Source organism: Streptomyces sp. NPDC085460 (genome assembly GCF_044541975.1).
Taxonomy (GTDB): Bacteria; Actinomycetota; Actinomycetes; order Streptomycetales; family Streptomycetaceae; genus Streptomyces.
Genome location: NZ_JBITTO010000006.1, coordinates 118871 through 132169, shown reverse-complemented (window position 1 = coordinate 132169; position 13299 = coordinate 118871). Strand labels below are relative to the sequence as shown.

General features: G+C 71.7%; 10 protein-coding genes. 8 read left to right on the top strand and 2 right to left on the bottom strand.

Annotated elements, in window-relative coordinates; translation table 11 throughout:
• Positions 1-49: 49 nt before the first annotated feature.
• A complete protein-coding gene (locus ACIGHB_RS17005; RefSeq protein WP_399913817.1) occupies positions 50-718 on the bottom strand; it encodes a TetR/AcrR family transcriptional regulator in 669 nt (222 codons plus the stop codon).
• 211 nt (positions 719-929) lie between these two features.
• Here ACIGHB_RS17005 and ACIGHB_RS17000 point away from each other — a divergent pair, with 211 nt between their 5' ends.
• The 7 genes from ACIGHB_RS17000 to ACIGHB_RS16970 all read left to right on the top strand — a co-directional run bounded on the left by ACIGHB_RS17000 (position 930) and on the right by ACIGHB_RS16970 (position 11145).
• Entirely contained in the window at positions 930-2675 is a 1746-nt protein-coding gene (locus tag ACIGHB_RS17000; RefSeq protein ID WP_399913814.1) for a glycoside hydrolase family 3 N-terminal domain-containing protein, read from the top strand.
• A gap of 338 nt (positions 2676-3013) precedes the next feature.
• Positions 3014-4105 (top strand): 5'/3'-nucleotidase SurE, encoded by a 1092-nt coding sequence (surE, locus tag ACIGHB_RS16995; protein ID WP_399913811.1) that lies wholly within the window; start codon positions 3014-3016, stop codon positions 4103-4105.
• A gap of 122 nt (positions 4106-4227) precedes the next feature.
• Positions 4228-4911, top strand: coding sequence for a spermidine synthase (locus ACIGHB_RS16990; RefSeq protein WP_360320920.1), 684 nt, complete (start codon positions 4228-4230; stop codon positions 4909-4911).
• 60 nt (positions 4912-4971) lie between these two features.
• Entirely contained in the window at positions 4972-5706 is a 735-nt protein-coding gene (locus tag ACIGHB_RS16985; RefSeq protein WP_319009605.1) for a response regulator transcription factor, read from the top strand.
• Positions 5703-6797: an ATP-binding protein gene (locus ACIGHB_RS16980; RefSeq protein ID WP_399913808.1), complete on the top strand. Its 1095-nt coding sequence runs from the start codon at positions 5703-5705 to the stop codon at positions 6795-6797. Before ACIGHB_RS16985 ends, ACIGHB_RS16980 begins: the two co-directional genes overlap by 4 nt.
• A 269-nt stretch (positions 6798-7066) precedes the next feature.
• Positions 7067-10876, top strand: coding sequence for a multifunctional oxoglutarate decarboxylase/oxoglutarate dehydrogenase thiamine pyrophosphate-binding subunit/dihydrolipoyllysine-residue succinyltransferase subunit (locus tag ACIGHB_RS16975; protein ID WP_399913805.1), 3810 nt, complete (start codon positions 7067-7069; stop codon positions 10874-10876).
• Between the two features lie 83 nt (positions 10877-10959).
• Positions 10960-11145, top strand: coding sequence for a DUF6104 family protein (locus ACIGHB_RS16970; RefSeq protein ID WP_007266501.1), 186 nt, complete (start codon positions 10960-10962; stop codon positions 11143-11145).
• A 172-nt stretch (positions 11146-11317) separates the two neighbouring features.
• On the opposite strand, the gene ACIGHB_RS16965 is transcribed toward ACIGHB_RS16970, so the two are convergent.
• On the bottom strand, positions 11318-12133 hold the full coding sequence (locus tag ACIGHB_RS16965; protein WP_399913802.1) for a hypothetical protein: 816 nt from the start codon (positions 12131-12133) through the stop codon (positions 11318-11320).
• 254 nt (positions 12134-12387) lie between these two features.
• On the opposite strand from ACIGHB_RS16965, the gene ACIGHB_RS16960 reads away from it, so the two are divergent.
• Positions 12388-13299, top strand: coding sequence for a DUF4097 family beta strand repeat-containing protein (locus tag ACIGHB_RS16960; RefSeq protein WP_399913799.1), 912 nt, complete (start codon positions 12388-12390; stop codon positions 13297-13299).

Here is a 13299-nt window from a genome sequence, read left to right as displayed (position 1 = left end):
GCGTGTCTGCCAATTGGCGTCGGACCCGACGGGAATGGTCAGACACGCCCTAGGACCCCCAGGCCGGGGCGGGGTCCTGGCCGTCCGTCGCGCGGATCGCGTCGTACTGGCGCCGGAGGTAGTCCCGTACCCGCGCGGGCATGTCGAGGGAGTCCGGGGCGAGGGCCCACTGGATCTGGAGGCCGTCCATGACGGCCAGGTACTCCCGGGCGATGCCTTCGCAGTCGATGCCGGGGCGGAGCTCGCCGGACCGGACGGCCTCCTCCAGGCGCTGGACGCTGTGCGCGAGCACGCGCGCGTACCGGTCCTTGAAGTACCCGTGGGCGGGGTGGCCGACGTTCCCGGACTCGCCGACGAGGACGTTGAACATGCGGACGATTCCGGGGCGCCGGGTGTTCTCCTCGATCAGCCGGACCAGGGCGTCGAGGAAGGCCGCGTACGACGCCGGCTCCTCGCTGAAGAGGCGCTCGACGTCGTGCTCCTCGCTCTGCGCCAGGACCGAGAGGAGCAGGTCCTCCTTGCTGCGGAAATGGTGCAGCAGGCCGCCCTGGGTGATGCCGCAGTCATGGGCGATGCGGGCGAGGGAGGAGGCGTGGAATCCCCACTTCCCGAAGTGCTCGACGGCGGTGTCCAGGATCAGCCGACGGCGGGCGTCACCGACGGCGTAACTGCCGCGACCTGCGCTTTTGGCGGTCGCGGCGACCTTCTTCTCCGGCATGCGGTCACCTTAGCCCCGCCCGGGAACCGCCCCAGCGACCTGTGACCCAGGTCACACATGACATACCTAGTACCCACTCGGTTTTCGCGCTTAGCCTGAGCCCGCCGCGGACGGCACCGCACCCCGCGGAGCCCCCGCCCCGGCTCCCGGGCGCGGTCCGCCGGCCCGCGAGCCGGGCCGCCCCCGTTCACGAAAGGCAGGTACGGACGCGATGCACCCCTATCAGGACGCCGGGCGCCCCGTGGACGAGCGCGTGGAGGACCTCCTCTCCCGGATGACGCCGGAGGAGAAGGCCGGTCAGCTCTTCCACACGATCCTCACGATGAACCCGGACGGCACTCCGGTCACCGAGCCCGACGACTCCCTCGCCCGGCTCACCACCCCGGAGCTGATCGCCGGGCGCGGCCTCACCCACTTCAACCTGCTCGGCAGTCACGGCGCCCGCGAGCTGGCCCGCTGGCACAACGCGGTCCAGGAGCTCGCGGCGGACACCCGCCTCGGCATCCCGGTCAGCCTCTCCACCGACCCGCGCCACGCCTTCACCGACAACATCGGGGCCTCGTTCAACGCCGGCGCCTTCTCCGCCTGGCCCGAGGCCCTCGGCCTGGCCGCCGTCCGCGACCCGGAGCTCGTCCACCGCTTCGCCGACACGGTCCGCCGCGAGTACCTCTCCGTCGGCTTCCGCACCGCGCTCCACCCGCAGATCGACCTCGCGACCGAACCCCGCTGGTCACGCCAGTCCGGCACCTTCGGCTCCGACGCGAAGCTGACCGGCGAACTGGTGGAGGCGTACGTGCGCGGCCTCCAGGGCGAGACCCTCGGCCCGGACTCGGTCGCCGCCATGGTCAAGCACTTCCCCGGCGGCGGCCCGCAGAAGGACGGCGAGGACCCGCACTTCCCGCACGGCAAGGAGCAGGTCTACCCGGGCGGCATGCGCGACCACCACCTGGAACCCTTCAAGGCCGCGATCGCCGCCGGCTGCTCGCAGATGATGCCGTACTACGGACAGCCGATCGGCACCGACTGGGAGGAGGTCGGCTTCGGCTTCAACCGGGGCGTCATCACCGGCCTGCTCCGCGAGGAACTGGGCTTCGGCGGGATTGTCTGCACCGACTGGGGCCTGCTCACCGACTCGGTGATCTTCGGCGAGCCGCACGAGGCCCGCGCCTGGGGCGTCGAGCACCTGAGCACGGCCGAACGCGCGGCGAAGGCGCTGGACGCGGGCGTCGACCAGTTCGGCGGCGAACAGTGCCCCGAGGTGATCGTCGAGCTCATGGCCTCCGGCCGGATCCCCGAGTCCCGCGTGGACGCCTCCGTACGGCGCCTGCTGCGCGAGAAGTTCCTGCTCGGCCTCTTCGACCACCGGCGGTACGTCGACCCCGACGAGGCCGCCGAGACCGTCGGCCGCGCCGACTTCACCGCCGCCGGCGCAGCCGCCCAGCGCCGCTCCCTCACCGTCCTCACCGACGGCCCCCTGCCGCTCGGCGGCTCCCCCCGGCTGTACGTCGACGGGGTCGACCCCGCGGTCGCCGCCGCGTACGGCGAGGTCGTCGCCACCCCCGACGAGGCCGACCTCGCCGTCCTCCGCCTCCGCACCCCCTACGAGGAGCGCCCCAACCGCTTCGAGTCCTTCTTCCACTCCGGCACGCTCGCCTTCGAGGAACCCGCGCTCGGCCGGATCCTCACCCTGCTCGACACCGTGCCCACGATCGTCTGCGTCAACCTCGAACGCCCGGCCGTCCTGCCCGAGATCGCCGCCGGCGCCGCCGCCCTCCTCGCCGACTACGGCGCGAGCGACGACGCCCTCCTCGACGTCCTCTTCGGCCGCGCCCGCCCCGAGGGCCGGCTCCCCTTCGAGCTGCCCCGCTCCATGGACGCGGTCCGCGCGGCCCGACCGGACGTCCCGAACGACACGGTGGATCCGGTCTTCCCACACGGGCACGGCCTGGACCTCTGACCCGGGACACCGGACATCGGATCTTGGATCTTGGATCTTGGATCTTGGATCTTGGATCTTGGATCTTGGATCTTGGATCTTGGATCTTGGATCTTGGATCTTGGATCTTGGATCTTGGACTTCGGAGATTGGAGATCGGATCTTGGATCCGATCTCCAATCTCCGAAGTCCGACATCCGACATCCGTCACATCGGATCCAATCTCAAGTCTTCTGGACATCGGATCCGATCACAGACCGCGGGGTACCTGACGACCCCGCGCGATCCGGGGCCCGCCCGTGGGGGGCCGGGCCCCGGATCCCCCCCTACCTGTCATGCCCATGAAAGGACGCACCGCCATGCGCCGTACCCTCGCGCTGACCGCAGCAGCAGCCGTACTTGCCGGCCTGGGCGCCACCGCCTTCGCCACCACTCCCGCCGCCAGTCCCGCCACCACCGCCGAGCGGACCCACGCCAAGCCCCGCCCCCTCGCCGGCCTGCGGATCCTCGTCTCCAACGACGACTCCATGAGAGCCGCGAAGGCGAGCAATTCGGACGGCCTGGGACTGTACGAGCTCCGCCGTGCGATGTGCGCGGCCGGCGCGGACGTCGTCGTGATGGCTCCCTGGCAGGTGCAGTCGGGCAAGGGCACGGCCGTGAGCAACGGCGGGGCGCTCACCGCCCAGCGCCGTACCGCGCTGCCCGCCGGGTACGAGAGGGACTGCGCGGGGGCGCCGTCCGGGGGCGCCGTGTTCGGCGTGTGCCTCGCCGAGGGCGGCTGCGCGCCGGACTCCCCCAGCGCGACCCCGGCGGACACCGTGAAGCTGGCGCTGCGCGGCGGCCTGGCGGCGAAGGTGGGCTGGAAGGGCGCCCCCGACCTGGTGCTCACCGGCATCAACTCGGGCCCGAACGTCGCCGCGAGCGTCAACGACTCGGGCACCGTCGGCGCGGCCGTCGCGGCGATCGACCAGGACGTCCCGGCGATCGCGTTCTCCTCCTCCGGCGACGCGAGCCAGACCTACTTCCCGCGCGAGAACTACCGGGCGCACGCCGAGTTCGGCGCGCGCCTGGTCGCGGGCCTCAGCGAGCGCGGGCTGCTGACCTCCGCCTTCGCCCTCAAGGTCGACTACCCGGACGTGAGCGCCGGCCAGCGGGCGAAGGCCCCGGCGTGGACCCGGGTCGGCGCCGGGGCCGTCGCCTACCACGCGTACGAGCAGCGGGGCTCGGGCGACACCTTCGACATCGCCCTGGGGCTGTGCCCGGTGGACGGCGGCGGCGAGGGCGAGTGCGCCGAGCCGCGCCGGGACGCCGACTCCGTCCGGCTGCTGGCCGACGGGCACGTCACCATCGCCCCCCTCACCTGGGACCGCACCTACGGGACCCCGGTCGAGGCGCGGCGCGAGCTGAGGGCCGTGCAGCGGTACGTGGAGCGCGAGGCCCCGCGCCCGTGACTCCCCCGACGGCACCTCAGCGTCATCCCGTGACTCCATAACGTGTTTGTCCCGGCCGCCCGCGCTCCGCGAGGATGGCCGGGACGACGCGTATCGCACGACGAGACACGGAGTGACCGCCCATGAACAGTCCCGTCACCCTCGACCGCCGCGAGGGTCCGTACGGCGAGGTCGTCCTCAGGCGCCGGGACGCCGGGGACCGCACCGACTTCGAGATCATCGCCAACGGCACCTTCCTGATGGACACCTCCGACGGACGCTCCGAGCGGCTGCTCGTGGACGCGGCGATGGAAGCGCTGCCCACGCGGGCGCGCGCGGGCGCGTCCGTCCTGATCGGCGGGCTCGGCGTCGGCTTCTCCCTCGCGCACGCCGCCGCCGACCCCCGCTGGGGCCGGATCGCGGTGGTCGAGCGGGAGGAGGCGATCATCGACTGGCACCGGAGCGGCCCCCTCGCGTCGCTCTCCGGGCGCGCCCTGGGCGACGAACGGACCGTGATCCTGCACACGGACCTGGTGACGTACCTGGAGACCACCACGGACACCTACGACGCGCTCTGCCTGGACATCGACAACGGCCCCGACTGGACGGTCACCGAGTCCAACGAATCCCTGTACGGGGCAGGGGGTTTGGCGTCCTGCGCGGCCCGGCTGAACCCCGGCGGAGTACTCGCCGTGTGGTCGGCGCGACCGTCCGGCGATTTCGAAGAGTCCTTGCGGAATGCCGGATTCAGCGGGGTACGGACGGAAGAGATCCCCGTTGCCCGGGGCGTCCCCGACGTGGTCCACCTCGGCGTCCGGCCTGCGTAGCCGGGACGCCGCCGGTACCTCTAGGCTGCTGCACCGACATCGGCGACGCGAGGCGGGGCAATGGAGCAGACACACACCACTCACCAGGGTGCGGCGACTCCGGGGGCCCAGCGGCGCGTCCTGGTCGTCGAGGACGACGCGACGATCGTGGAGGCGGTCTCGGCCCGGCTGCGCGCCGAGGGCTTCCTCGTGCAGACCGCGACCGACGGCCCGGCGGCCGTCGAGGCGGCCGAGGCGTGGCAGCCCGACCTGATGGTGCTGGACGTGATGCTGCCGGGCTTCGACGGCCTGGAGGTCTGCCGGCGCGTGCAGGCCCAGCGCCCGGTGCCGGTGCTCATGCTCACCGCGCGGGACGACGAGACCGACATGCTGGTCGGTCTGGGCGTCGGCGCCGACGACTACATGACGAAGCCTTTCTCCATGCGTGAGCTGGCCGCCCGGGTGCACGTGCTGCTGCGCCGGGTGGAGCGGGCCGCGCTCGCCGCCGTGACCCCGCGCAGCGGGATCCTGCGCCTGGGCGAGCTGGAGATCGACCACGCGCAGCGCCGGGTGCGGGTGCGGGCCGAGGACGTACACCTGACGCCGACCGAGTTCGACCTGCTGGTCTGTCTGGCCAACACCCCGCGCGCGGTGCTCTCCCGGGAGCAGCTGCTGGCCGAGGTGTGGGACTGGGCGGACGCCTCGGGCACCCGGACCGTGGACAGCCACATCAAGGCGCTGCGCCGGAAGATCGGCGCCGAGCGGATCCGTACGGTGCACGGGGTGGGGTACGCGCTGGAGACCCCGGCGCCGTGAACCGGCCGGGGCGGCGCACCGGACGGCCCCGGCGCCGGATCGCGATCTCGATCAAGACGAAGCTGGGCGCGCTGGTCGTCGGCGCGGTGCTGCTGACCTCCGGTCTGGCCCTGGTGGCGATCCGCACCTCCACCGAGTTCCGGTACATCACGATCTTCGCGATGATCGCGACGCTGCTGATCACGCAGTTCGTGGCGCAGTCGCTGACGGCGCCGCTGGACGAGATGAACACGGTGGCGGGGTCGATCTCGCGCGGTGACTTCTCGCGTCGGGTGCGGGGCGCGGACCGGCGCGACGAGCTGGGCGACCTGGCCTCCACGATCAACCGCATGGCGGACGACCTGGAGGCGGTGGACCGGCACCGCAAGGAGCTGGTCGCCAATGTGTCGCACGAGCTGCGGACGCCGATCGCGGCGCTGCGGGCGGTGCTGGAGAACGTGGTCGACGGGGTCTCGGAGGCCGATCCGGAGACGATGCGTTCGGCGCTGAAGCAGACCGAGCGGCTGGGCCGGCTGGTGGAGACGCTGCTCGACCTGTCACGGCTCGACAACGGTGTCGTGGCGCTGCGGGCCCGCCGTTTCGAGGTGTGGCCCTATCTGTCCGGGGTGCTGCGGGAGGCGAACCTGGCCGCCGCGCAGCGCGGGCTGCCGTCGACGTCGGGCCTGCACCGGCGTACCGACGTGCACCTGCACCTGGACGTGTCGCCGTCCGACCTGACGGCGTACGCGGACGTGGAGCGGCTGCACCAGGTGATGGCGAACCTGATCGACAACGCCGTGAAGCACTCCCCGCCGCACGGGCGCGTGACGGTGCGGGCCCGGCGCGGTCCGTACCCGGAGTCCCTGGAGCTGGTGGTCCAGGACGAGGGCCCGGGCATCCCGGAGCAGGAGCGCCACAAGGTCTTCGAGCGTTTCAACCGGGGCACGGCCCCGGACCTCCAGGGGCCGGCGAGCGACGGCGGGACCGGTCTGGGCCTTGCGATCGCCCGCTGGGCGGTGGATCTCCACGGTGGCGGAATCGGTGTGGCCGAATCTTCACGCGGGTGCCGCATCCGCGTCACTCTTCCGGGCAGCCTCCCTCTGCGGGATTGACGTAGGGTTCGAACCGGAAGCGAACGTTCTGCGTGAACAAGGGCAGGACGTGGTCAGGGATGCGGCCGAAGACGGCCGTAGCCGGGCTTTTCCGTACCCTCACACCTGCGGAACCCCGCTTGTTTCCCGCCATTCACGGCGCCGAAACACCCCGTCAAGTGTGACTTGCGCGACGTTGGAGTGCCCGGCCTGCACGTCCCGGCCGGACAGGCGTAGCCTTTATTTCCGCTGTCCATCACCTTGCGAAGCGGAAGAGGGCGGTTGCCGCCGTGTCGTCTCAGTCCCCCAGTACCCCGAGCTCCCCGGCCGACCAAGACGGGCGTGGCGTGAGCCCCGCAGCCGCCTTCGGTGCCAATGAGTGGCTCGTCGACGAGATCTACCAGCAGTACCTCCAGGACCCGAATTCGGTCGATCGTGCCTGGTGGGACTTCTTCGCCGACTACAAGCCGGGTGCGGCGGAGACCCCGTCCGCCCCGGCCGCCACCACGACGGCCGCGCCCTCGGCGCAGCAGGCGGGCCCCGCACAGGCCGCACCTGCCGCTCCGACCGCCGCCGTGCCGGCCCCGGCGCCGGCTCCCGCCGCGAAGCCGGCCGCCGCCGCTCCGGCCCCGGCTCAGGCTCCGGCCCCGGCGAAGCCCGCCGCGGCCGCTCCCGCCGCCGCGAAGCCGGCCGCCGCCGCTCCGGCGCCCGCCAAGGCCGCCGAGGCGCCCGCCGGTCCCGAGCTGATCACCCTCCGCGGCCCGGCCGCCGCGGTCGCGAAGAACATGAACGCCTCCCTGGAGGTGCCGACGGCCACGTCCGTCCGCGCCGTCCCGGTGAAGCTGCTCTTCGACAACCGGATCGTCATCAACAACCACCTGAAGCGCGCCCGGGGCGGGAAGATCTCCTTCACCCACCTCATCGGCTACGCCATGGTGCAGGCGATCAAGGCCATGCCGTCCATGAACTACTCCTTCGCGGAGAAGGACGGCAAGCCGACCCTGGTCAAGCCGGAGCACGTGAACTTCGGTCTCGCCATCGACCTGGTGAAGCCGAACGGCGACCGCCAGCTCGTCGTCGCGGGCATCAAGAAGGCCGAGACGCTCAACTTCTTCGAGTTCTGGCAGGCGTACGAGGACATCGTCAAGCGCGCCCGCGTGGGCAAGCTGACGATGGAGGACTTCACCGGCGTCACCGTCTCCCTGACCAACCCCGGCGGCCTCGGCACGGTCCACTCCGTGCCGCGTCTGATGCCCGGACAGTCGGTCATCATGGGCGTCGGCTCCATGGACTACCCGGCCGAGTTCCAGGGCACCTCCCAGGACACCCTGAACAAGCTGGGCATCTCCAAGGTCATGACCCTGACCTCGACCTACGACCACCGGGTCATCCAGGGCGCCGCCTCCGGCGAGTTCCTGCGGATCGTCGCGAACCTCCTCCTCGGCGAGAACGAGTTCTACGACGAGATCTTCAAGTCGCTGCGGATCCCCTACGAGCCGGTCCGCTGGCTCAAGGACATCGACGCGTCCCACGACGACGACGTCACCAAGGCCGCGCGCGTCTTCGAGCTGATCCACTCCTACCGGGTCCGCGGCCACGTCATGGCCGACACCGACCCGCTGGAGTACAAGCAGCGCAAGCACCCCGACCTGGACATCACCGAGCACGGCCTCACCCTGTGGGACCTGGAGCGCGAGTTCGCGGTCGGCGGCTTCGCCGGCAAGTCGATGATGAAGCTCCGCGACATCCTCGGCGTCCTGCGCGACTCGTACTGCCGCACCACCGGCATCGAGTTCATGCACATCCAGGACCCGAAGCAGCGCAAGTGGATCCAGGACCGCGTCGAGCGTCCCCACGCGCGCGTGGAGCGCGAGGAGCAGCTCCGCATCCTCCGCCGCCTGAACTCGGCCGAGGCGTTCGAGACCTTCCTGCAGACGAAGTACGTCGGCCAGAAGCGGTTCTCCCTGGAGGGCGGCGAGTCCGTCATCCCGCTGCTCGACGCGGTCATCGACTCCGCCGCCGAGTCCCGCCTGGACGAGGTCGTCATCGGCATGGCCCACCGCGGCCGCCTCAACGTCCTCGCGAACATCGTGGGCAAGTCGTACGCGCAGATCTTCCGCGAGTTCGAGGGCAACCTCGACCCGAAGTCGATGCACGGCTCCGGCGACGTCAAGTACCACCTGGGCGCCGAGGGCACCTTCACCGGTCTCGACGGCGAGCAGATCAAGGTCTCCCTGGTCGCCAACCCCTCCCACCTGGAGGCGGTCGACCCGGTCCTGGAGGGTGTCGTCCGCGCCAAGCAGGACGTCATCAACAAGGGCGGCACGGACTTCACCGTCCTTCCGGTCGCCCTCCACGGCGACGCGGCCTTCGCGGGCCAGGGCGTGGTGGCCGAGACCCTCAACATGTCGCAGCTGCGCGGCTACCGCACGGGCGGCACGGTCCACATCGTCATCAACAACCAGGTCGGCTTCACCGCCGCCCCGGAGTCCTCGCGTTCCTCGATGTACGCGACCGACGTGGCCCGCATGATCGAGGCGCCGATCTTCCACGTGAACGGCGACGACCCGGAGGCCGTGGTCCGCGTCGCGCGGCTCGCCTTCGAGTTCCGCCAGACGTTCAACAAGGACGTCGTGATCGACCTCATCTGCTACCGCCGCCGCGGTCACAACGAGGGCGACAACCCCTCGTTCACCAACCCGCAGATGTACAACCTGATCGACAAGAAGCGCTCGGTGCGCAAGCTCTACACCGAGTCGCTCATCGGTCGCGGCGACATCACCCTGGAGGAGGCGGAGCAGTCGCTCCAGGACTTCCAGGGCCAGCTGGAGAAGGTCTTCGCGGAGGTCCGCGAGGCCACCTCCGCCCCCGCGGCGACGACCGTCCCGGACGCGCAGGCCGAGTTCCCGGTCGCCGTCACCACCGCGGTCTCCCAGGAGGTCGTGAAGCGGATCGCCGACTCGCAGACCAACATCCCGGAGCGGATCACGGTCCACTCGCGTCTGCTGCCGCAGCTCCAGCGCCGCGCGGCCTCGATCGACGACGGCACCATCGACTGGGGCTTCGGCGAGACCCTCGCCATCGGCTCCCTGCTGATGGAGGGCACCCCGGTCCGTCTGTCGGGCCAGGACTCCCGCCGCGGCACCTTCGGCCAGCGCCACGCGGTCCTGGTCGACCAGGAGACCGGCGAGGACTACACCCCGCTGCTCTACCTGGCCGAGGACCAGGCCCACTTCAATGTCTACGACTCGCTGCTCAGCGAGTACGCGGCGATGGGCTTCGAGTACGGCTACTCGCTGGCCCGCCCGAGCTCCCTGGTGGTCTGGGAGGCGCAGTTCGGCGACTTCGTCAACGGCGCCCAGACCGTCGTCGACGAGTTCATCTCCTCGGCCGAGCAGAAGTGGGGACAGACCTCCGGCGTCACCCTGCTCCTGCCGCACGGCTACGAGGGCCAGGGCCCGGACCACTCGTCCGCCCGCCCGGAGCGCTTCCTCCAGATGTGCGCCCAGGACAACATGACGGTCGCCATGCCGACGCTGCCGTCGAACTACTTCCACCTCCTGCGCTGGCAGGTGCACAACCCGCACCACAAGCCGCTCATCGTCTTCACCCCGAAGTCGATGCTGCGTCTGAAGGCCGCGGCGTCCAAGGTGGAGGAGTTCACCACCGGCGGCTTCCGCCCGGTCATCGGCGACTCGACCGTCGACCCGGCCGCCGTCCGCAAGGTCGTCTTCTGCGCCGGCAAGGTCTACTACGACCTGGAGGCCGAGCGGCAGAAGCGCGGCGACACGGAGACCGCGATCATCCGTCTGGAGCGCCTGTACCCGCTGCCGGGTGCCGAGCTCCAGGCCGAGATCGCCAAGTACCCGAACGCGGCCAAGTACATCTGGGCGCAGGAGGAGCCGGCGAACCAGGGCGCGTGGCCGTTCATCGCGCTCAACCTGATCGACCACCTCGACCTGGCGGTCGGCGCGGACATCCCGGCGGGCGAGCGCCTGCGCCGGATCTCCCGCCCGCACTCCTCGTCCCCGGCGGTCGGCTCGGCCAAGCGTCACCAGGCGGAGCAGCAGCAGCTGGTCAACGAGGTCTTCGACGCCTGACGTCGGCACCCCGTACGGAGGCCCGGCACCCCTCGTGGGGTGCCGGGCCTCCGGCCTGTCCGGGCGGGCCTATCCTGGATCGCATGTACTTCACCGACCGTGGCATCGAGGAACTGGAGAAGCGGCGCGGCGAGGAGGAGGTCACCTTCGAGTGGCTCGCCGAGCAGCTGCGGACCTTCGTCGATCTCAACCCCGACTTCGAGGTGCCCGTCGAGCGCCTCGCGACCTGGCTGGCCCGCCTCGACGACGAGGACGAGGACGACGAGTAGGACCGACGACGCCTGAGGCCCCCTCCCGAGCGGGAGGGGGCCTCAGGCGTCTGCGGGCACGGGGGCGCGGTACCGGCGTTTCGGGGGGCTCGGCTCGGTGGAGGCGGCTCGGTGGTCACCGGCCGGCGCACGCGTCTCGGGGGTCGCGGCCCGGTATCGGCGGGCCGGGGGCTCAGTGCTCGCGCAGGCGGTCGTACGCGAGGCCGAGGGCGCCGTGGGCGACCAGGAGGGCTCCCGCCGTCGCCCAGCCGCCGCTGCGGCGGCCGAGGCCCCACAGGAGCAGCGGGACGCCCGCGGCGAGCTGGGCGCCGCCGAGGACGCGCGCTCGCGGGCCGCGCAGGTACGGGCCGAGGGGGCCCTCCTCCACGACGTCGAGCTCGGCGAGGACGGCGTCGCGCCAGCCGGGCCACTCCAGTTGCTCGGCACCGTCGGCGAGCGCCGCCTCGCGAAGCCGGTCGGGGGTCTCGCCGGGGTCGACGCCGCCGGGCAGGTGGAGACCGGCGCGGGCGAGGACGGCGACGAGGCCGAGGAGACGGGTACGGGCGTCCGCCTCGGGGTCGGGGAGGGTGAGCGGCTCCAGCGCCTGGACGTCGAGGACCGGGTCGAGGGCGAGGCGGTCGGCGAGGGTCCGCATGGCCTCGTCCTCGCCGACCGGGGTGCCGTCCGCGAGCCAGGTGTAGCCGACGGTGCGGCGGAAGCCGGCGGCGAGGGTCACCCCGGCGCGGTCGCCGTCCCACCAGAGGGCGAGGACGGGCCAGGTGGCGGCCGAGACGGCGAGGGCGGTGGCCCAGCCGGTGACGACCCGTTCGACCGGCTCCCCGCCGCCCTGCCAGGGCTTCCCCTCCGATACGAGCACGCTCCAGTCGGCGCCGGCGGGCGCGAGCAGCAGCCGCTCCCGGAGGAGCTGGGCGGGCGGACGGACCGTCGGGGGGTCGGCTCGGCACAGCAGCAGCGCCCCGGCGGGGCTCGGTCCGGATGTCGCGTTCATGAGCCCTACGCTAGGCCAGTTTGTCCGTGTACGGCGGTGATTGCGCCGACCCTGTCAGGGATGAATCAGGGTTGACTCCGCCACACCGCGATATATCGTGAATCTCGGAAGTCGCGATATGTTGCGTCGCCAGGCGCTGCTGGACGAAAGCTCGACGAAGGCCCGGGGAGGGTTCGGCGAGGGTTCGACGAAGGCTCGGCAGAGCTCTGAGGAAGGCTTCGAGGAATGCTTCGAGGAAACGGGAGGTCCGCACCATGACCGAGTGGTCCGTCACCGAGCCGGTGAAACTCGCGCCCGCCGACCCCGTGACACGGCTGCGCATCCGCGTCGTGGGCGGCGCGGTCAACGTAGTGGGCACCGACGAGAGCACGGCACGGGTGGAGATCTCCGAGATCGAGGGCCCGCCCCTGGTCGTCACGCAGGAGGGCTCCACCCTGACCGTCGCCTATCGGGACCTGCACTGGAAGGGCATCCTCAAGTGGATCGACACCAAGCCCCACCGGCGGCGGGCCGTGGTCTCGGTCGCCGTGCCGGCCGGTGCCGAGGTCGAGGTGGGGGCGGTCATGGCGGACACGGTGGTCTCCGGTCTGCGGGGCCGCACCGAGGTCAAGGGGGTGACCGGGGCCACGACGCTCGTGGGGCTCTCCGGTCCGGTCCGCGCCGAGACCGTGTCGGGCGCCCTGGAGGCCCAGTCGGTGACCGGGGCGCTGCGGGTGAGCTCGGTGACCGGTGACGTGACGGTGATCGAGGGCTCCGGCTCGGCGGTACGGGCGGAGACGGTCAGCGGGGACATGGTCCTGGACCTGGACCCGGCCCCGGACGGGGCCCCGCCGGCCGACATCCGGCTCACCAGCGTCTCCGGCGAGGTCGCCATCCGGCTGCCGCACCCGGCGGACGCCCGGGTCGAGGCGAGCACCACCAGCGGCGCGGTGTCGAACGCCTTCGAGGACCTGCGGGTCGGCGGCGAGTGGGGCACCAAGTCCATCACCGGCACGCTCGGCGCCGGCAGCGGCACGCTCAAGGCGACCACGGTCTCCGGCTCGATCGCGCTCCTCCGCCGTCCGGAGCCCGCCGAGGACGCGGAGTCCGGCCCGGCCGGCCCCTCGGCCGACCCCACCGCCGACCCCTCCGACCCCACCTCCCCCGCGTCCGGAAAGGTGCTCTGA

Excerpts from the sequence above, each read along its gene's own strand:
- ACIGHB_RS16960 (WP_399913799.1), top strand. The coding sequence starts at position 12,388 with ATGACCGAGTGGTCCGTCACCGAGCCGGTGAAACTCGCGCCCGCCGAC.
- ACIGHB_RS17000 (WP_399913814.1), top strand. The coding sequence starts at position 930 with ATGCACCCCTATCAGGACGCCGGGCGCCCCGTGGACGAGCGCGTGGAG.
- ACIGHB_RS16965 (WP_399913802.1), bottom strand. The coding sequence starts at position 12,133 with ATGAACGCGACATCCGGACCGAGCCCCGCCGGGGCGCTGCTGCTGTGC.
- ACIGHB_RS17005 (WP_399913817.1), bottom strand. The coding sequence starts at position 718 with ATGCCGGAGAAGAAGGTCGCCGCGACCGCCAAAAGCGCAGGTCGCGGC.
- ACIGHB_RS16970 (WP_007266501.1), top strand. The coding sequence starts at position 10,960 with ATGTACTTCACCGACCGTGGCATCGAGGAACTGGAGAAGCGGCGCGGC.
- surE (WP_399913811.1), top strand. The coding sequence starts at position 3,014 with ATGCGCCGTACCCTCGCGCTGACCGCAGCAGCAGCCGTACTTGCCGGC.
- ACIGHB_RS16990 (WP_360320920.1), top strand. The coding sequence starts at position 4,228 with ATGAACAGTCCCGTCACCCTCGACCGCCGCGAGGGTCCGTACGGCGAG.
- ACIGHB_RS16985 (WP_319009605.1), top strand. The coding sequence starts at position 4,972 with ATGGAGCAGACACACACCACTCACCAGGGTGCGGCGACTCCGGGGGCC.